The sequence below is a fragment of the Porphyrobacter sp. SLTP genome, assembly GCF_009905735.1.
Classification (GTDB): Bacteria; Pseudomonadota; Alphaproteobacteria; order Sphingomonadales; family Sphingomonadaceae; genus Erythrobacter.
Genome location: NZ_JAAALE010000031.1, coordinates 1 through 18,777 on the forward strand (window position 1 = coordinate 1; position 18,777 = coordinate 18,777).

General features: G+C 65.5%; 15 protein-coding genes. 9 read left to right on the top strand and 6 right to left on the bottom strand.

The features are described 5' to 3' along the window. Positions 1-87: 87 nt before the first annotated feature. A complete protein-coding gene (locus GVM20_RS16075) occupies positions 88-981 on the top strand; it encodes a histone deacetylase family protein (RefSeq protein WP_199799664.1) in 894 nt (297 codons plus the stop codon). A 69-nt stretch (positions 982-1,050) separates the two neighbouring features. Beyond that, on the top strand, positions 1,051-1,752 hold the full coding sequence (locus GVM20_RS16080; protein WP_166548198.1) for a murein L,D-transpeptidase catalytic domain-containing protein: 702 nt from the start codon (positions 1,051-1,053) through the stop codon (positions 1,750-1,752). Positions 1,753-1,770: 18 nt separating this feature from the next. Here the strand turns inward: GVM20_RS16080 and GVM20_RS16085 are convergent, their stop codons facing one another. Next, positions 1,771-3,150, bottom strand: a complete 1,380-nt coding sequence (locus tag GVM20_RS16085) for a L,D-transpeptidase family protein (protein ID WP_166548199.1) — start codon at positions 3,148-3,150, stop codon at positions 1,771-1,773. Positions 3,151-3,323: 173 nt separating this feature from the next. Here GVM20_RS16085 and GVM20_RS16090 point away from each other — a divergent pair, with 173 nt between their 5' ends. The 3 genes from GVM20_RS16090 (at position 3,324) to GVM20_RS16100 (ending at position 7,549) form a co-directional block, all read left to right on the top strand. Then, positions 3,324-4,214, top strand: coding sequence for a DMT family transporter (locus GVM20_RS16090; protein WP_166548200.1), 891 nt, complete (start codon positions 3,324-3,326; stop codon positions 4,212-4,214). 129 nt (positions 4,215-4,343) lie between these two features. Continuing rightward, positions 4,344-7,016, top strand: a complete 2,673-nt coding sequence (acnA, locus tag GVM20_RS16095; RefSeq protein ID WP_166548201.1) for an aconitate hydratase AcnA — start codon at positions 4,344-4,346, stop codon at positions 7,014-7,016. Between the two features lie 8 nt (positions 7,017-7,024). Beyond that, positions 7,025-7,549 (top strand): rhodanese-like domain-containing protein, encoded by a 525-nt coding sequence (locus tag GVM20_RS16100; protein ID WP_166548202.1) that lies wholly within the window; start codon positions 7,025-7,027, stop codon positions 7,547-7,549. 76 nt (positions 7,550-7,625) lie between these two features. On the opposite strand, the gene GVM20_RS16105 is transcribed toward GVM20_RS16100, so the two are convergent. The 3 genes from GVM20_RS16105 to ruvA all read right to left on the bottom strand — a co-directional run bounded on the left by GVM20_RS16105 (position 7,626) and on the right by ruvA (position 10,926). Further along, entirely contained in the window at positions 7,626-9,050 is a 1,425-nt protein-coding gene (locus GVM20_RS16105; protein WP_166548203.1) for a hypothetical protein, read from the bottom strand. Positions 9,051-9,279: 229 nt separating this feature from the next. After that, complete coding sequence (gene ruvB / locus GVM20_RS16110) at positions 9,280-10,308, bottom strand: Holliday junction branch migration DNA helicase RuvB (protein ID WP_166548204.1); 1,029 nt, start codon at positions 10,306-10,308, stop codon at positions 9,280-9,282. Positions 10,309-10,317: 9 nt separating this feature from the next. After that, complete coding sequence (ruvA, locus tag GVM20_RS16115) at positions 10,318-10,926, bottom strand: Holliday junction branch migration protein RuvA (protein ID WP_166548205.1); 609 nt, start codon at positions 10,924-10,926, stop codon at positions 10,318-10,320. Between the two features lie 259 nt (positions 10,927-11,185). On the opposite strand from ruvA, the gene aroC reads away from it, so the two are divergent. Further along, a complete protein-coding gene (gene aroC / locus GVM20_RS16120) occupies positions 11,186-12,256 on the top strand; it encodes a chorismate synthase (protein ID WP_166548206.1) in 1,071 nt (356 codons plus the stop codon). Positions 12,257-12,376: 120 nt separating this feature from the next. Here the strand turns inward: aroC and GVM20_RS16125 are convergent, their stop codons facing one another. Further along, positions 12,377-13,333 (bottom strand): NAD-dependent epimerase/dehydratase family protein, encoded by a 957-nt coding sequence (locus GVM20_RS16125; protein WP_166548207.1) that lies wholly within the window; start codon positions 13,331-13,333, stop codon positions 12,377-12,379. Positions 13,334-13,531: 198 nt separating this feature from the next. On the opposite strand from GVM20_RS16125, the gene ahpC reads away from it, so the two are divergent. From ahpC to katG, 3 genes are all read left to right on the top strand, one after another. Beyond that, positions 13,532-14,098 (top strand): alkyl hydroperoxide reductase subunit C, encoded by a 567-nt coding sequence (ahpC, locus tag GVM20_RS16130; RefSeq protein WP_166548208.1) that lies wholly within the window; start codon positions 13,532-13,534, stop codon positions 14,096-14,098. A gap of 214 nt (positions 14,099-14,312) precedes the next feature. After that, on the top strand, positions 14,313-15,902 hold the full coding sequence (gene ahpF / locus GVM20_RS16135) for an alkyl hydroperoxide reductase subunit F (RefSeq protein WP_166548209.1): 1,590 nt from the start codon (positions 14,313-14,315) through the stop codon (positions 15,900-15,902). A 291-nt stretch (positions 15,903-16,193) separates the two neighbouring features. Continuing rightward, a complete protein-coding gene (katG, locus tag GVM20_RS16140; RefSeq protein WP_166548210.1) occupies positions 16,194-18,410 on the top strand; it encodes a catalase/peroxidase HPI in 2,217 nt (738 codons plus the stop codon). A 60-nt stretch (positions 18,411-18,470) separates the two neighbouring features. On the opposite strand, the gene GVM20_RS16145 is transcribed toward katG, so the two are convergent. Beyond that, a partial coding sequence (locus tag GVM20_RS16145) for a LytTR family DNA-binding domain-containing protein (protein ID WP_166548211.1) occupies positions 18,471-18,777 on the bottom strand: 307 nt, incomplete at its 5' end.

The following is an 18,777-nucleotide window of genomic DNA, read 5'->3' on the forward strand; positions in this document are numbered from 1 at the left end:
ATCCTGATCGGGCTGGGGGTGAAAATCCTCGCCGAGCATTCAGGCTGGCTCTAGGCCTTGCTCCACGTCGTCCACCACGCCGACTACATGGCGCCCCGACCGGATCGCGGCACCTTCCGCTTCGACAAGTACTATCTGGTCATGGAGGAGTTGCGCGCGAGCGGAACGCCGATCATCGAGCACGCGCCCGACCCCATGCCGCGCGAATGGCTCGAAGCGGTGCATTGCCCCGATTACGTCGATCAGGTGTTCCGCGCCGAGGTTCCGCGCGACAAGGAACGCCGGATCGGTTTTCCCGTCACCCCCGCGATCACCAGCCGCGTGCGCCACACCAATGGCGGCACCTGGCTCGCGGCGCAGCTCGCCCGCCAGCATGGCTACGCCGCTAACTCCGCCGCCGGGAGCCACCATGCGCTGCATGATACCGGCGCGGGGTACTGCGTGTTCAACGATCTCGCCGTCACCGCCAACCGCCTGATTGCCGAGCGTCACGCCGCACGCGTGCTGATCGTCGACTGCGACGTCCATCAGGGCGACGGCACCGCGAGCCTTACCGCAGGCCGCGAGGACATCTTCACCCTCTCGCTGCACGCCGAGAAGAACTTCCCGGTCAGGAAGGCGCGCTCCAGCTGCGATGTCGGCCTGCCTGACGGTGTGGACGACGATGGCTACATGGAAGCCCTCACCCGCCACCTGCCGCACGTGTTCGCCGAATTCGCGCCGGACTTCGTGCTCTATCAGGCAGGCGTCGATCCGCATGTTGACGACAAGCTAGGGCGGCTGGCGCTGACCGATGCCGGATTGGCGCTGCGTGACCGCTTCGTTGTCAGCTCGTGCCGCAGTCGTGGCGTGGTGGTTGCGAGCGCATTGGGGGGTGGTTACGGCGATGATCCGCGCATCGTCGCCGCCCGCCATGCCGCTTCGATGCTGACCATGGCTGCGGCAAACAGCGTGTTTCCGGCACCATCCTCTACGAAGTGAGCCATAGTTGCGATGAACCGTTGCCCGCCCCATTGGGAACGCAACCAGCGCGGTTTACGTTACGGTTCAATGAAGCGTCGGGATCTTCTGAAAGGCACTCTGGCAGCGGGGGCAGCATTGGCGCTGCCATCCCGCCTGTTTGCGTCCGTCGCCCCCGGCTCTCCGCGCGACCGCATCCTGTTCGACATCGCCAAGCGCGAACTGCTGCGCGCGGGCAATGCGATCTGGAAACACGACATCGTCGGGATCGCCGATTTCGGCCTCCATTCGGCCAAGCCGCGCTTCCACTTCGTCAATCTCGAACGCGCTGAAGTGCAGTCCTACCACGTCAGCCACGGCATGGGTTCCGACCCGCAGCATGACGGGTGGCTCAAGCAATTCTCGAACACCGAGGGCTCCAACGCGACCAGCCGCGGCGCTTATGTGACGTGGGAATGGTACAAGGGCCGTTATGGCACCTCCGTGCGCCTCGGCGGGCTGGACGAGAGCAACAACGCCGCGCTGCAACGCTACATCGTGATGCACCGCGCCGATTATGCCGAGAGCAGCCACCTCGAAAAATGGGGCCGCCTGGGCCGCTCCAACGGATGCTTCGCGATGGGCGAGGAACAGTTCCGCGTGGCGCTGATGCACCTGTCCGGCGGGCGCTTGCTGTTCGCCGATTCGCTGGGGCTGGAAGAGGACGGCAGCATCCAGCCGGTTCCCGAACTGGCGATGATCGAGCGTCAGCCGCTCGATCTCTACCCCCGGCCGACGATCAGCGCTTACTAAGGCGCTGCCCGCGCCCGCTTAGCTGTCCTGCAAATCATCCTCGATCACGATCACCTCGTCGGTCGGCACGCTGGTGCGGTTGCGCACGCGCGGCTTGTCGAGGCTGGCGAGAACCTTGGTATCGCGACCATAGATGTCCTTGAAGGTCGCCATCTGGCCATTGATGTCGGATGCCATCGTGAAATAGGTGATATAGGCAGGCCACTGCTTTTCGAGCATCACCTTGGTGTATTTGCCCGAGGTCGAGATCGCCACAGCCTCGTCCTTGGTCGCGCCCTTGCCGAGGATCGCCATCGTCATCGCCAGTTCCAGCGCACGTTCGGTGCGCACGCAGCCGTGGCTCAGGGCCCGGAACTCGGCACCAAACAGATGGCGTGACGGCGTGTCGTGGAAGAAGATCGCGTGGGCATTGGGCATTTCGAGCTTCATCTGCCCCAGCGAATTGCCCGGTCCGGGCTGCTGCACGACAGTGATATAGCCGTTCGCACCCTTGGTCGCGACATAGCCGTTGCGCTTGGCCCAAGCGGGGTTGGCGAGGGCGCGGGCACCGAGACCCTCACCCTTCACGATCGACTGCGGCACGGTCCAGGTCGGGTTGAACACCACGCCTTCGACCATTTCGGCAAGCTGCGGCGTCGCGGTGCGGCCGGGCTTGCCGACGATGGTGCGGTAGGTGCTGATGATGCGGTTCTTGACCGTCAACCGCAGCTGGAATTCGGGCACGTTGGTGATCAGGTATTGCGAGCCGAGATCGCGTTGCAGCCAGCGCCAGCGGTCCATGTTGGCGCGGATCAGCTTGCGCTTGGCGGTCTGGCCGTCCGACGTTGCGGCGAGTTCCGCCTTGAGCTTGGCATAGTCGGGGTGGGTCGGGTTGAGCTTGGCCAGCGTGCCGGCAATGTCGCCGCTCGCCAGTGCTTCGGCCATGATCTTGCCAGCGGGGTAGAGATCCCGGTCAGGATCGACCACGAACCATTGCTCGCGCGCATCCATCGGCGTGCGCCCATCACGCAGATCTTCGACCAGCCACACGAAGCTTTGCGAGGCGAGCTCGTTCAATTCCTTCGACGGGCCGGACGCCAGCGCGACCTTGAGCGGTTCGAGATCATAGTCCTTGGGGTCGAGCCCTTCCGCGCCGATCCCCTCGATCACCGCGACCAGCCGCGTGGCCTGCGCCACGGTCCAGGCCTGCAACAGCGGTTCAAACACTGGCTGAGCAAAGGCTTCGGCCACGGATTCGCCCTGCGGCGGAAGCGTGGCGGGTTGGGCGCCGCTCTTGCTCTCGCTGCGCGCGGGCGCGGAGTTGGCCGGCGCAGGCGTGCCGCTCTCCTGCGCGAAGGCCGCACTCGCCACCAGCGCCGCGGCGCTGATGCCACCTGCCAATTTGCCGGGAAACTTCATCTCGATACTGCCTTTTCGCCCCGTGCCGCTTGGGATCGCGACCAATAATCGTCGCAAGCTGCATACATTCTCAGCCTTGCTCCTATCAACCACCTTGGCTTTCACCTGGATTAATGTTCACACCCCTGTGTCCTTGGCGTGACCTTGGGGCCACCTGCGCTTAAGGAGCGCCCATGCCGCCGCGCCATCATCCTCTGCTGCCGTTTGTCGCTGCGCTGGCGGGCGTGGGCTTCCTGTCGCTGATGGATGCCTTCATGAAAGAGGCGGCGCTGCTGATCGGGGCCTATACCGCCACGGTGCTGCGGGCTTTCATCGGCGCCGCGCTGATCGCGCCGGTGTGGCTGTCGCGCGGACCAGCGATGCCGAGCCGGGCGGTGTGGATGCTGCACCTGACCCGCGGGGTGGTGTCGGCCTTCATGGCGCTGACCTTTTTCTTTTCGCTGACCCTGCTGCCGCTGGCCGAGGCGATTGCCTTGAGCTTCATCGCCCCGCTGATCGCGCTCTATCTGGCCCGTGTGCTGCTGGGTGAGGTGATCAGCCGCGCGGCGATCGGGGCGAGCGTGCTCGGCTTTGCGGGCACGCTGGTGATTGTTGGCGGACGGATCGGGCAGGGCGAGTTCGATGAAGGCGCGGCGCTGGGCGTGGCCTCACTGTTCGTCTCGGCGCTGCTCTATGCCTATAATTTCATCGTCATCCGGCGGCAGGCGCAGGTGGCCGGGCCGTTGGAGATCGCGACCTTTCATAGCGGGATCGGCGGGCTCGTGCTGCTGACGCTCGCCCCATTCCTGTGGGAGACGCCCTCGGGCGACGCCTTGGTGCCGCTGCTGGCGGCGGGCGCGCTGACGGTGGCAGGATCGCTCGCCATCGCCTGGGCCTATGCGCGGGCCGAGGCGAATGTGCTGGTGCCGACCGAATATTCGGGCTTCGTCTGGGCCAGCATCTTCGGCTGGCTGTTCTTCCGCGAGGCGGTGACGCTGCCGACGCTCGCCGGGACAGCGCTGATCGTCGGCGGATGCTGGCTGGCTACGCGCCCCGGGCGCCCTGCACCCGTCCCCGCCGGCTAAGACGTTTTGCCAAGGGCCGTAAGCCCCTTGCCCCCCTTGACCTCGCGCGTCTGAAAGCGCAGTGCGCCCTCGAAAACCGCGCCCTTGGTGGATCGGGGGCGGGTCTAATCATAAGGATGGAACCCTCCCATGACCGCAATCGGCCAGGATTCGCTCGGCACCCGCCAGACGCTTGACGTTAACGGCAAGCAATACGCCTATTATTCGCTCGCGAAAGCCGCTGAGCAGCTGGGCGATATCTCCAAGTTGCCGATCTCGATGAAGGTGCTGCTCGAAAACCTGCTGCGCTTTGAAGACGGCGGCTTCACCGTGGGCCGCGAGCACATTCAGGCGATTGTCGACTGGCAGGCCAACCCCACCACCGGCGAAGAAATCCAGTACCGCCCGGCGCGCGTGCTGCTTCAGGATTTCACCGGCGTGCCTTGCGTGGTCGATCTGGCCGCGATGCGCGATGCGATCAAGAAGCTCGGCGGCGATACTGCCAAGATCAACCCGCTGGTGCCGGTCAACCTTGTGATCGACCACTCGGTGATGGTCGACGAATTCGGCCATCCCAAGGCGATGGAAGCGAACATGGCGCTCGAATACGAGCGTAATGCCGAGCGTTACGACTTCCTCAAGTGGGGTTCCAAGAGCTTCCAGAACTTCACCGCCGTGCCTCCGGGCACCGGCATCTGCCACCAGGTGAACCTTGAACACCTCGCGCAGGCTGTGTGGTCGAGCGAAGGCCCGGACGGCCAGATGGTCGCCTATCCCGACACCTGCGTCGGGACCGATAGCCACACCACCATGATCAATGGCCTCGGCGTGTTGGGCTGGGGCGTCGGCGGGATCGAGGCGGAAGCCGCGATGCTCGGCCAGCCGGTCTCGATGCTGATCCCCGAAGTGGTCGGCTTCTATCTCGAAGGCGCAATGGCCGAAGGCGTGACCGCGACCGACCTCGTGCTGACCTGCGTGCAGATGCTCCGCAATGTCGGCGTGGTGGGCCGCTTCGTCGAGTTCTACGGGCCGGGCGTTGCCAACCTCACCCTCGCCGACCGCGCGACCATCGCCAACATGGCCCCCGAATACGGCGCGACCTGCGGCTTCTTCGGCATCGACGACAAGACCCTCGATTACCTGCGCCTCACCGGCCGCAGCGAAGAGAACATCGCGCTGGTCGAAGCCTATGCCAAGGCGCAGGGCATGTGGTTCGACCCCGCCAACGTGCCGGTTTTCACCAAGACCCTCAGCCTCGACATGGCCGCGGTCGTCCCGAGCCTTGCGGGCCCCAAGCGCCCGCAGGACAAGGTGATCCTTCAGGAAGTCGACGATCTGTTCAACGCTGACCTGTCCAAGGTCTATGGCAAGTCCGCTGCCGCGCGCGTGGGCGTCGAAGGCGCGAGCCACGATATCGGCGATGGCGACGTGGTGATCGCGGCCATCACCAGCTGCACCAACACCTCCAACCCCGATGTGCTGATCGCCGCTGGTCTGGTTGCGAAGAAGGCCAACGAGAAGGGCCTCAAGCCCAAGCCCTGGGTCAAGACCTCGCTCGCCCCCGGATCGCAGGTGGTCACGGATTACCTCGTCAAGTCGGGCCTTCAGACCCACCTCGACGCCATCGGCTTCGACCTTGTCGGCTATGGCTGCACGACCTGCATCGGCAATTCCGGCCCGCTCGCTGCGCCGATCAGCGCCGCGATCAATGGCAATGATATCGTCGCTGCCTCGGTCCTCTCGGGCAACCGCAACTTCGAAGGCCGCGTCAGCCCCGATGTGCGCGCCAACTTCCTCGCCTCGCCGCCGCTGGTGGTGGCCTATGCGCTGAAGGGCACCGTCACCGAGGACATCACCACCACCCCGATCGGGCAGGACCAGAACGGCAATGACGTGATGCTCGCCGATCTGTGGCCGACCAACGCCGAAATCGCCGAGAACCGCGCCGCCAACATCGACCGTTCGATGTTCGTGAACCGCTATGCCAACGTCTATGATGGTGACGAGCACTGGCAGGCGATCACGGTTGAGCCGTCGGACACCTATCAGTGGCGCGCCGGTTCGACCTATGTCGCCAACCCGCCCTATTTCGAGGGCATGACCATGACGCCCGCGCCGATCATGGACATCCTCGATGCCAAGCCGCTGGCGATCCTCGGCGATTCGGTCACCACGGATCACATCTCGCCCGCCGGTTCGATCAAGGAAGACAGCCCGGGCGGCAAGTTCCTGATGGCCAACCAGGTCGCCAAGAAGGACTTCAACTCCTACGGCTCGCGCCGCGGCCACCACGAAGTGATGATGCGCGGCACCTTCGCCAATATCCGCATCAAGAACGAGATGGTCCCCGGCGTCGAAGGCGGCTTCTCGACCTATGGTGGCGAGACCATGGCGATCTACGACGCCGCGATGCGTCACAAGGAAGATGGCACGCCCCTCGTCGTCATCGGCGGCAAGGAATACGGCACCGGCTCGTCGCGCGACTGGGCGGCAAAGGGCACGATCCTGCTCGGCGTCCGCATGGTGATCGTCGAAAGCTTCGAACGTATCCACCGCTCGAACCTCGTCGGCATGGGCGTGCTGCCCTTGCAGTTCAAGGAAGGCGACACCCGCGCCACCCTCGGCCTGTCGGCAACCGACACCTTCTCGATCCGCGGTCTGGCCGATCTGACCCCTGGCCAGGACATCACGGTGGAGGTCACCCGCGAAGACGGCACGCAGTTCAGCTTCACCGCGCTGTGTCGCATAGATACCGCAAATGAAATGGAATATTACCGCCACGGCGGGATTCTCCATTACGTTTTGCGCAAGCTTGCGGCATAAGGAGAGGCATGACACCAGCCCGCCTCGCCCTTTGGCTTGCTCCCGCTCTGCCGCTCGCGCCCGTTCTGCTGGCGCTGGCAGCCTGCGGCGGCGAAGCGAGCGGGGCGAGCGAGGGGCGCAAGGGGCCGTCTGCGCCGCTAGGCTTTGAACTGGCGATGGCCGGGGTGAGCGAAGGCGCGGCGGACGATTCGGCGGTGCCTGCTCCGGCAGCACCCGCTCCGCTGATCGCGCTTTCGCCGGAAGAGCTGGCCGCGCGGCTTGAAAAGGGCAATGTCCGCCTGATCGACGTGCGCACCACTGCCGAAGTGGCCGAGGGCGTGATCCCCGGCGCGGAACACATCCCGCTCGACCAGTTCGATCCCACCGCGCTCGATCTGTCGGATGGGCGCGAGGTCGTGCTCTATTGTCGCTCGGGCCGCCGCTCGGCGATGGCGGGCGAGAAACTGGCCGCGGTGACGGGTGAGCCCGTCGAGCATCTCGAAGGCGGGATGCTCGCCTGGGAAGCCGCGCAGCAGCCGGTCGACAAGCCTTAAGCCATAATTCTGAAGCGCAAACAAAAAGGGGCGGCCCGATCAGGCCGCCCCTTTTGTTGTGTCTGATCGTCCCGGCTTAGCCGAGGAACTTGCGGCGCCCGAGGATCGCTGCGGCGGCAAGGCCGAACAGGATCGTCATCGGCGGCGCGGGCACGTCATGACCGCCCGAGGAGGAGGAGCTGCTGCTGCTCGACGAAGACGACGACGACGACGAGGAACTGCTGCTGCCCGAAGACGAGCTCGACCCCGACGAACCGCTGCTCCCCGACGAGCCGCTGGAGCTGCTCGAAGACGAAGACGAGGAGGAGGACGAGGACGACGAGCTGCCGCTGGTGCTGCTGGTCATGTCACCAGAAGTGCTGCCGCCACTGGTCGCGCCGCCCGATGAGGAGGAGCTGCTGCTCCCCGAAGACGAGGACGAGCTGCTACCCGAAGACCCGCTGCTGCCGCCCGAGGAGCTCGAGCCCGACGAACCGGAGGACGAACCCGAACCGCCCGAAGACGTGCTGCCCGGATGGCCCGAGCTTCCGCCCGGCTTGCCGCTGCTGCCACCGCCCGAAGAGGACGAGGACGAAGAGGACGACGAAGACGAGCTCGACGAAGAAGACGAGGACGACGAACCCGAGGATGTCACCGCGCCGGTCGAGGAGCTGACATTGCCCGAGGAACTGGACACGTTGCCCGAGGAGCTCGACACCGCGCCGGTGCTCGACGACACCGCGCCGGTGCTCGACGAGACTGCGCCCGTGCTGGAAGAGACCGCGCCGGTCGAGGAACTGACGTTACCAGAGGTGCTGGTGCTCGACACCGCGCCGGTGCTGGACGAAACCTGCCCGGTCGAAGTCGAGGTCGACACCTGCCCGGTCGAAGAGCTGATCTGGCCTGACGACGAGGTTGTCGACGTGGAGTTGTCGATGTCGATATCGACGACGACGCCGCTCGATCCGCTGCTGCTGCTGCCGCCCGAGGTCGAGGTGGTGGTCGAAACCGACACATCGCCCGAGGACGAACCGCCACCGCCGAAGAAGCCGCCGAAGAAGCCACCGCCGAATCCGCCGCCAAAGCCGCCACCGAAGCCACCGCCCCAGCCGCCGCCAACGCCGCCGCCGCCCGAAATCGGCGGAAGCGGCGGGAGCGGCGCAGGCATATAGGCCATCTGCGTGATCGGCGGACATTCATTGGCGTCGAAATAGGCCTGCGTGGCCCCGGCAGGCGCGCTTGCCGCAGCGACGGTGCCGGCCGGACCCACCGGCTGACATTCAATCGTGCGCTCGACAATCCGGCGGCGGCGCTGTTCCGGCATCGGAATGTCGCGCTCACGCGTCTTGATGTAGCGCGCCCCCGTCACCGGATCGACCGCGACGAGCTTGCCGTCGATGTTGGTCGAGTAATCCGGCGCGGCGGTGTTCATCGGCTCGGCCATGCGCACCGCGCCGCCTTGCAACAATGCGACACCCGCAGCAGCGGCGGAAAGCTTCGCGATGGCCAGTTTGAGCGACATAGTCGGTAACCCTGTTTGCCTGCGGGGTGGATGCGGACTGTCCGCACTTCCCCCAAATCCAGCGTTCTTTTGATGTCAGAAGGCGCTGGCGGGCAATCCGCTTAACCACGCCGGAGGGCCGGGAACGGCGCAAATCGGCCGCAAATCACGGGATTTCGGGCGCGCTGTCCCGAACTGGCACCGAAAACGGGGGTGCCGTTAGCCAATTGGTTAACGAGGAGGCCGGTGATCAGTCCTCGAACAGCCCGGCTTGGCTGGGAGGTGATTCTCTCGGCGGGGTCAGCTCCAGATGCGCCCAGCCGCCATCGTTCAGCACCCGCCCCCGCGCGGTACGGGCGATCAGGCCGAGCTGGATGAGATAAGGCTCGACCACGTCCTCCACCGTGTCGCGCGGCTCGGCAAGGCCAGCCGCCAGCGTCTCGATGCCGACCGGGCCGCCCTTGTAGGTGGTCGCGATCATGGTGAGGTAGCGCCGGTCCATAGCGTCCAGACCGAGCCGGTCGATCTCCAGCCGGGTCAGCGCTTCATCCGCGACATGGCGGGTGACAGCCGCCGCGCCCGCGACATCGGCAAAGTCGCGCACGCGGCGCAGCAGGCGGCCCGCGACTCGCGGCGTGCCCCGGCTGCGGCGAGCGATCTCGTGCGCGCCATCGGGCTGGATTGCGAGGCCAAGCAGCCCGGCCGCGCGGGTGACGACGCGCTCCAGTTCCTCGTGGCTGTAGAAGTTGAGCCTGACGGGAATGCCGAAGCGGTCGCGTAGCGGCGTGGTCAGCAAACCCTGCCGGGTGGTCGCGCCGATCAGCGTGAAGGGCGGCAGGTCGATCCGCACGGAGCGCGCCGACGGCCCCTCACCGATGATCAGATCCAGCGCGCGGTCCTCCATCGCGGGATAGAGCACTTCCTCGACGACGGGGGATAGGCGGTGGATCTCGTCGATGAACAGCACGTCATGCGGTTCGAGATTGGTGAGCAGCGCGGCCAGGTCCCCCGCCTTGGCGATGACAGGGCCGGAAGTGGCGCGGAAGCCGACACCCAATTCGCCCGCGATGATCTGCGCCAGCGTGGTCTTGCCGAGGCCGGGGGGCCCGAAGAACAGCGTATGATCCATCGCCTCACCCCGCGCGCGCGCCGCGGCGATGAAGACCGCAAGGTTCCCCTTGGCAGCCTCCTGCCCGACAAATTCGGCGAGCCGCCGCGGGCGCAGTGCTGCGTCCGGGTCGCCGGGCTGACGGGTGGGGGTGTGGAGGGGGTCAGTCATTGCGTCCCATCACCCCGCCGCCTTCTTCAGTGCCACGCGGATCAGGTCGCCCTCGCTCGCGCCCTCGCCCAGTTCTTCCAGCGCCCGCGCCACGGCCTGCGCCGCCACGGCAGGCTTGAACCCCAGGTTCTCCAGCGCGCTCGCTGCGTCCGCGCCCTTGCTGCCTGCGGGGGCCGCCGCGACGCCGGCCGCAAAGCCGCCCGAGCCGCCCGGCATCGCGCCTGCCTTGTCCTTCAGCTCGTTGACGATCCGGCCCGCCAGCTTCGGCCCCACGCCTTGCGCGCGGGCGACCATCGCGGCGTCGCCCTTGCCGCACGCGTCGCGCAGGTCTCCGGTTGCAAGCGCGGAGAGGATCGCGAGGGCCACCTTGCTCCCCACGCCCTGCACGCCGGTGAGCAGCCGGAACCAGTCCCGCTCGGCGCTGTCGGCAAAGCCGAGCAGGCGCATGTCATTCTCGCTCACCTGCAATTGCGTATGGACGGTGCAGCCCTCCCCCACTTCGCCCAACGCGGCGAGCGTGCGGCTGGAGCAGTGGACGAGGTAGCCGACCCCGCCGACATCGACCACAGCCCAGTCCTCACCGGTCGCATCGAGCCTGCCTGAGAGCTTTGCAATCATGGTTTGTTCTTGCCCGACACCGCGCGCTTTGACCAGCCACCCTCCTGCCTTGTCCGCAGCAGGATGCAAAGCGGGTTCGCGCCAAGCGGCCAAGAAGCCAAGAAGGCATCGCTTGGGGCGCAGCCCCAATTTCTCAAGGCGTGTGATGACAGAGCGGCTCCGCCGCAAGCACGAGACCTTCGCTCCTTGGCCGCTTGGCGCGAACCAAAAAACGCCGAATGCTCGACACGAACGGGACTTTGGGTAAAAGCACGGCCCCATGAGCTGGAACACCTTCGGGCGCGTGCTGCGCTTTACCACTTGGGGCGAAAGTCATGGGCCTGCGCTGGGCGCGGTCGTCGATGGGTGCCCACCGGGCCTCGCGATCTCCGAAGAGTTCATCCAGCCCTTCATGGACGCGCGCAAGCCGGGCACCAGCCGTTTCACCACCCAGCGGCGCGAGGATGATCTGGTGCGGATTTTGTCCGGCGTGTTCGAGGGCAAGACCACCGGCACGCCGATCGCCCTGCACATCGAGAACACCGACCAGCGCTCCAAAGACTACAGCGCCATCGCCCAGCAATATCGCCCCGGCCATGCCGATTACGCCTATGACGCCAAATACGGCATCCGCGATTATCGCGGCGGCGGGCGTTCCTCGGCGCGCGAGACGGCCGCGCGGGTCGCGGCGGGCGCCGTGGCCCGGCTGGTGATCCCGGAGGTCACTATCACCGCCTATGTGTGCGAATTGGGTGGCGACCGGATTGACCCGGCGCGGATCGATTATGCTGAGATCGCCAACAACCCGTTCTTCTGCCCCGACCCCGAAGCCGCCAAGCGGTGGGAGGCCAAGGTCGATGACGCGCGCAAGGCCGGATCATCGCTCGGCGCCATCGTCGAATGTGTCGCCACCGGCGTACCCGCAGGCTGGGGCGCACCGATCTATGCCAAGCTCGACAGCGATCTGGCCGCCGCGATGATGAGCATCAATGCGGTCAAGGGCGTCGAGATCGGCGACGGCTTCGAAGCCGCACGCCTGACCGGCGAACAGAACGCGGACCGGATGCGACCCGGCTCCGACGGCAAGCCAGAATATGCCAGCAACCATGCGGGCGGCACCGCAGGCGGCATTTCGACCGGACAGCCGGTGGTGTGCCGGGTGGCGTTCAAGCCGACCTCGTCAATCCTCACCCCGGTGGAATCGATCAACTCGGCGGGAGAGGCGGTCGAGGTGGTCACCAAGGGCCGCCACGACCCCTGCGTCGGCATCCGCGGCACGCCAGTGGTGGAAGCGATGATGGCGCTGGTGCTGGCCGATCACAAGCTGCTGCACCGCGGGCAGATTTTTTAGCGCAGCCCCTCCGGGCTGCGACATCCTCGCTCACGCTGGCTTTGCCAGCGTCGCTGCGGGCGGCCGGTCGGCCTTGCGGCGGCTGCGCCGCCGAACCAGCGCAAACCTCCAAGATGACGCCTAACGCTCCAGCTCCTTGTGCGGTACGTAGCCGGGATCGTGAGTGAAGGGCATTACGCGCCCCTCGCGCAGCGCCGCCAGCACCGCCGCGAAATCGGTCTGGCAGCGGAAACCGAGGTCGCGCTCGATGGCGGCAGGGTCGTAGACCCGCCCTATGCTGTCCGGCAGCACCCAGCCGTGCGCTGCGTAGAGCGCTGGCGCATCGGGAAAGCGTTCGGCGATAAGGCCCGCCGCATCCGCCTTGAGTCGCGAGGCATCGGCACGGGTGAAGGGCGGCCTTGCGCTCACCACGTAGATCCCCCAGCCGACGCGCGGCGCGGCCGCCAGCGCGGCGAGGTGCGCGGAAGCGCAGTCCTCCACCGTCAGGCGGCGGTTGAGGAACTCGTTGGCTTTGAGGTTCTCGCCCGAGGGCACCGCGACAGTATCGTCATCCTCGGGGAAGAAGCGCGCGGTGCGCAGGACGATGACCGGTAGTCCGAAGAGGTCGTGCCACAAGCGGCACAGCTCCTCCGCCGAACGCTTGGTCACCCCATAGATATTGCGCGGCGTGAGCGGCCCGTTTGTTTCGTCAAGCCACACCGCCGCATCCCCCGTCTCGGCGCGGATCGCGCGCGTGATCATCAGCGACGTGGTGGAGGTGAAGACAAAGCGGCCCGCTCCGTGCCGCACCGCAGCGTCGAGCAGATTGAGCGTTCCGCTCACATTGACCTCGACAAAGGTGCTCGCCGGATAGCGGGCGATATCTGGCTTGTGCAGCGCGCCGGCGTGGACCACCGCCTCGAAGCGGCGTTCGGCAAAAATCTGCTCGATCAGTTCGGCATCCGCCACGCTTCCCAGCACATCAGTATTTGCGCCAGGCGCGGTGTCGAGTCCGGTCACTTCGTGCCCTGCGCGTGCAAGCGCGGGCGCAAGGAAGCGCCCAAGCCAGCCTGATGATCCAGTGAGGAGAATCCGCATGGGGCAAGCGCCTATCATCGCGCGCGCGCGAGGCAAGGTTCCCGATGAACGCCTAATCCGATTGGTTCCCTGCTCCACGATTGAAAAAAGCGATTTGTGCAATCGCAACAATCAACTTTTGTGCAGCGCAATAATCCCTATTTGGGCAGGACAAGTTTCAACCCATCCTCTCAACCCAACCAAAAAGGACTAACTCCCATGGGTATCATCGGTTCGACCCTCCAGCCGTTCAAGGCCACTGCATTCCAGGCTGGCAAGGACTTCTTCGACGTCACCGACGCCGATCTCGCCGGCAAGTGGTCGGTGTTCTTCTTCTACCCGGCTGACTGGACCTTCGTCTGCCCGACCGAGCTGGAAGACATGGGCGAAAAGTACGGCACGCTTCAGGCGATGGGCGTGGAAGTCTACGCTGTCAGCACCGACACGCACTTCAGCCACAAGGCCTGGCACGACCACTCGGACAAGATCAGCAAGCTGACCTTCCCGTTCCTGGGCGACCAGAACCACGTCCTGTCGAACCAGTTCGGCGTGCTGCGTGAAGGCGTCGGCCTCGCTGACCGTGCGACCTTCGTGGTCGATCCGGACGGCGTGATCCAGATCATGGAAATCACCTGCGAAGGCGTGGGCCGCAATGCCAACGAACTGACCCGCAAGATCAAGGCCGCCCAGTATGTGCGCGCCAACCCCGGTCAGGTCTGCCCCGCTGCGTGGGAAGAAGGCGGCGACACGCTGGCTCCTTCGCTTGATCTCGTCGGCAAGATCTAAGCTGACACGATCGGTCAGCGCGGGGCCTCCCCCCTCCCCCACGCCCTGCGCTGACTGACAAATCCCGAGCGGCTTGATGCCCTCGGGTCGTGACCGGGACCGGATGTGCCCGCCCCTTCTCCCCTTTCCGGGGCAGGCGATCATCCGGTCCCGCGTTACCTGACGACAAATCATTCCAGAATTCTCGCGCGATCATCCGCGCCCGGAGGACATCATGCTCGACGCCGCCATGCAGGCCCAGCTCAAGACTTATCTCGGCAATCTCCGCGAAGGGATCGAATTGGTCGCCTCGCTCGATGACAGCGAGAAGTCGCGCCAGACGCGCCAGCTGATCGAGCAGATCGCGTCGCTCCATGACCTCGTCACCGCCCGCTTTGACGGCACCGATGATCGCAAGCCGAGTTTCGTGATCCGCCGCGCGAGCGACGCGGAAAAGTGGGTGCGCTTTGCCGGCCTGCCGATGGGCCACGAATTCACCAGCTTGGTGCTCGCGCTGCTGTGGGCTGGCGGGCACCCGCCCAAGGTCGATGCCGACCTGATCGAACAGGTCCGCGCGCTGGAAGGCGACTTCCACTTCGAGATGTTCTTCTCGCTGTCGTGCCACAACTGCCCCGACGTGGTGCAGGCGCTGACGCTGATGGCGCTGGAAAACCCGCGCATCACCGCCACCCTGATTGAAGGCGGCACCTTCCAGGATGAGGTCGAGCGCCGCGATATCATGGCTGTGCCCGCGACCTTCCTGAACGGGCAGCCGTTCTACAATGGCAAGATGGAGTTGGCCGAAATCCTGTCGAAGCTCGACACAAACGCCGATGCCAAGCAGGCCGAGAAGCTCGCTGCCAAGGCGCCGTTCGAGGTGCTCGTGGTCGGCGGCGGTCCGGCAGGCGCGGCAGCGGCGGTCTATACCGCGCGCAAGGGTTTCAGCACCGGCATCGCGGCGGAACGCTTCGGCGGGCAGCTGATGGATACGCTCGGGATCGAGAACCTGCCCGGCACGCCCTACACCGAAGGGCCGAAGCTGACCGACAGCCTGAAGAAGCACGTCGGCGAATATGAAATCGACCTGATGGACCTCGCCCGCGCCGTGGAACTGCGCGCGGCCAAGGACGTCGGCGGTTATCATGAAGTGGTGATGGCCAATGGCGCGAGCCTCAGGGCGCGGTCGCTGATCCTCTCGACCGGCGCGCGCTGGCGCAACCTCGGCGTGCCGGGTGAGGCGGAATATCGCAACAAGGGCGTGGCCTATTGCCCGCACTGCGATGGTCCGCTGTTCAAGGGCAAGCGCATCGCGGTGATCGGCGGCGGCAACTCCGGCGTCGAGGCGGCGATCGACTTGGCCGGGATCGTCGGCCACGTTACGCTGATCGAATTCGACGTGAAGCTGCGCGCCGACGAGGTGCTCCAGCGCAAGCTGCGCTCAATGCCGAACGTCGAGATCATCACCAACGGTCAGACCACCGAAGTGCTGGGCGACGGCACCCGCGTCAACGGCCTCGTCGTCAAGAACCGCGCCAATGGCGAGGAACGCCGCATCACGCTGGAAGGCGTTTTCGTGCAGATCGGTCTTGTGCCGAACACCGAATGGCTGCGCGAGACCGGCCTCGAACTGTCGAAGCACGGCGAGATCGTGATCGACGATCACGGCGCGACCAACATCCCCGGCATCTACGCCGCGGGCGATTGCACCACCGTGCCGCACAAGCAGATCGTGGTAGCAATGGGCGAAGGCGCGAAGGCAGGTCTGGGCGCGTTCGACTTCCTGATCCGTAACGAGCCGGTGGAGGCTATCGCACAGGCGGCGTAAGCGCCACATCGCCGACTTGAAAAAGGGCGGGCTCTCGACTGGAGAGCCCGCCCTTTTTTGTTCGTCATTGCGAGGAGCCGAAGGCGACGCGGCAATCCATGGGCCGCGCAGATGCGGCACGCTCAGGCAATGGATTGCTTCGCCTGCGGCTCGCAATGACGAGAGCCACTAATCGCCTCACTCAATCAAAAACCGCGTATTAATCGATTGGACGCGCCATCCTGAAAGCGTAATCTTCTCCCCATAGACCCCCGCAAGGGACGAGTCTGGGATTTGAGAGGAGAGACGAACATGGATGCAAAGACCGGAGATATCAGCGGCGGTTGCCCCTTCCACGGCAGCATGGACACGCGCAATCTGCTGGGCCGCACCAACCGCGATTGGTGGCCGCAGGCGATGCAGCTCGACATTCTGACCGAGCAGGGCAAGAGCGCCAATCCCTATGGCGAGGACTTCGACTACGCCGAGGCGTTCAATGCGCTCGATTACAACGCCCTTAAGGCCGATCTCACCGCGCTGATGACCGACAGCCAGCCGTGGTGGCCGGCGGATTACGGCCACTACGGCCCGTTCTTCATCCGCATGGCCTGGCACGCAGCAGGCACCTATCGCACCGGAGACGGACGCGGCGGTGCAGGCTCGGGTCAGCAGCGGTTCGCCCCGCTCAATTCCTGGCCCGACAACGGCAATCTCGATAAGGCGCGCCGCCTACTGTGGCCGATCAAGCAGAAGTACGGGAAGAACATCAGCTGGGCGGACCTGTTCATCCTCACCGGCAATGTCGCGATCGAAAGCATGGGCGGACCCGTGTTCGGCTTCGGCGGCGGCCGCGCTGACGTGTTCGAGCCTGAGAGCGTCTACTGGGGCACCGAAGAACAGTGGGTCAATGAAGGCGTCGCCACGCGCATCAACGCGCAGGAAGGTAAGGCGCTCGAAAACCCGCTCGCCGCGATCCAGATGGGCCTCATCTACGTCAATCCCGAAGGGCCGCAGGGCAATCCGCATGATCCCGAGGGCATGGCCCGCGACATGCGCGAAACCTTCGCCCGCATGGCGATGAATGACGAGGAAACCGTCGCGCTCACGGCTGGCGGCCATGCTTTCGGCAAGGCCCACGGCGCGCACCCGGCCGACACTTTTGGCGGTGCGCCTGAAAGCGAAGACCTGCACCTGATGGGCTTCGGCTGGCTCAATGACGAGGCCGAGATTGCCTCTGGCAACATCACCACCTCGGGCATTGAGGGCAGCTGGTCGAACAACCCGACAAGCTGGAGCCACGACTACTTCCGCCTGCTGTTCAAGTATGACTTTGAACTGGTGAAATCGCCCGCTGGTGCCCACCAGTGGACGCCGATCAATCCCGATCCCGAAGACCTCGCCCCCGACGCGCGCGACCCCAACAAGCGCGTGCCGACAATGATGACCACGGCCGACATGGCGCTCAAGAACGATCCGGAATATCGCAAGATTTCCGAGCGTTTCCTGGCGCACCCTGAGCAGCTGGATGATGCTTTCGCGCGGGCTTGGTTCAAGCTCTGCCACCGCGACATGGGGCCCAAGGTGCGTTACCTCGGCCCGGAAGTGCCGGAAGAAACGCTGATCTGGATGGATCCGGTCCCGGCTGGCACCACCCCGTCCGAAGCCGAAGTGGCGCGTTTCAAGGAAGCGATCCTGAACAGCGGCCTCAGCGTGCGCGAGCTGGTCAAGGCGGCCTGGGCCTCGGCTTCGACCTATCGCAATTCGGACCACCGCGGCGGTGCCAATGGCGCACGGGTGCGGCTGGAGCCGCAGCGCAACTGGGCGGTCAATGATCCCGAGGAGCTGGGCAAGGTGCTCGACACCATCGAAGCCCATCGCGGCCAGCTTTCGATGGCCGACGCGATCGTGCTCGCCGGATCGGCAGCGGTCGAGAAGGCGGCGCGCGATGCCGGGCATGATGTGACCGTGCCGTTCATGGGCGGGCGCGGCGATGCCACCGAAGAGCACACCGACGCGGCCAGCTTCGAACCGCTGGAGCCGTTTGCCGACGGGTTCCGCAACTACCTCAAGACCAAGGCGCAGGTGCGCACCGAGGAAATGCTGATCGACCGGGCGCATCTGATGGGCCTGTCGATCCCCGAACTGACCGTGCTGGTCGGCGGATTGCGCGCGCTGGGCGCGGTGAGCAAGCATGCCCATCACGGCAATAAAATCGGTGTGCTCACGGAAACGCCGGGCAAGCTCACACCGGACTTCTTCCGCAATCTGCTCGACATGGGGACCAAGTGGTCGCCCGTGGATGACAGCGGTGACGAGGAATATGTCGGTGTCGACCGTGCAACCGGCGCTGAAAAGTGGCGCGCGACCCGCACCGATCTCGTCTTCGGCTCAAACTCGATGCTGCGTGCGCAGGCCGAGGTCTATGCCGAGAGCGGGAACGAGGGCAAGTTCGTGTGCGACTTCATCTCGGCCTGGAACAAGGTGATGAACGCGGACCGCTTCGACGTGAGCTACGCCAAGTATCACTGAGCGCCCTGAAGCGTGAGAACAGGCCTCCGGTGGCGACACCGGGGGCCTTTTTCGTGGTGCTCAGATCCAGCGCGCCTCGCGCAGGGTCGCCACATTGGCGCGGGCGACCGGGGCTTCCAACCCGCGCGGCAGTCTGAGACGGATGTTGCGCCCGTCGCGCACCACCTCCTCCACCGCTTCGCGCGCCACCCACCAGCTGCGGTGCACCTGCATCCCCTCCAGATCGCCCAGCAAAGCAATCCCGTCACGCAGGCGCATCAGCACAAGCGCCGATCCCAGCAGTGTGTGCACCCGCAGGTAATGATCCTCCATCTCCAGCGCGACGATGGCGCTGCCGAGTTCGGCGGGGAGTTGGTCGATCAGGGGG

Excerpts from the sequence above, each read along its gene's own strand:
- ahpF (WP_166548209.1), top strand. The coding sequence starts at position 14,313 with ATGCTCGACGCCGCCATGCAGGCCCAGCTCAAGACTTATCTCGGCAAT.
- acnA (WP_166548201.1), top strand. The coding sequence starts at position 4,344 with ATGACCGCAATCGGCCAGGATTCGCTCGGCACCCGCCAGACGCTTGAC.
- GVM20_RS16075 (WP_199799664.1), top strand. The coding sequence starts at position 88 with ATGGCGCCCCGACCGGATCGCGGCACCTTCCGCTTCGACAAGTACTAT.
- ruvA (WP_166548205.1), bottom strand. The coding sequence starts at position 10,926 with ATGATTGCAAAGCTCTCAGGCAGGCTCGATGCGACCGGTGAGGACTGG.
- GVM20_RS16090 (WP_166548200.1), top strand. The coding sequence starts at position 3,324 with ATGCCGCCGCGCCATCATCCTCTGCTGCCGTTTGTCGCTGCGCTGGCG.
- GVM20_RS16105 (WP_166548203.1), bottom strand. The coding sequence starts at position 9,050 with ATGTCGCTCAAACTGGCCATCGCGAAGCTTTCCGCCGCTGCTGCGGGT.
- ruvB (WP_166548204.1), bottom strand. The coding sequence starts at position 10,308 with ATGACTGACCCCCTCCACACCCCCACCCGTCAGCCCGGCGACCCGGAC.
- GVM20_RS16125 (WP_166548207.1), bottom strand. The coding sequence starts at position 13,333 with ATGCGGATTCTCCTCACTGGATCATCAGGCTGGCTTGGGCGCTTCCTT.
- ahpC (WP_166548208.1), top strand. The coding sequence starts at position 13,532 with ATGGGTATCATCGGTTCGACCCTCCAGCCGTTCAAGGCCACTGCATTC.
- katG (WP_166548210.1), top strand. The coding sequence starts at position 16,194 with ATGGATGCAAAGACCGGAGATATCAGCGGCGGTTGCCCCTTCCACGGC.
- GVM20_RS16080 (WP_166548198.1), top strand. The coding sequence starts at position 1,051 with ATGAAGCGTCGGGATCTTCTGAAAGGCACTCTGGCAGCGGGGGCAGCA.
- aroC (WP_166548206.1), top strand. The coding sequence starts at position 11,186 with ATGAGCTGGAACACCTTCGGGCGCGTGCTGCGCTTTACCACTTGGGGC.
- GVM20_RS16100 (WP_166548202.1), top strand. The coding sequence starts at position 7,025 with ATGACACCAGCCCGCCTCGCCCTTTGGCTTGCTCCCGCTCTGCCGCTC.
- GVM20_RS16085 (WP_166548199.1), bottom strand. The coding sequence starts at position 3,150 with ATGAAGTTTCCCGGCAAATTGGCAGGTGGCATCAGCGCCGCGGCGCTG.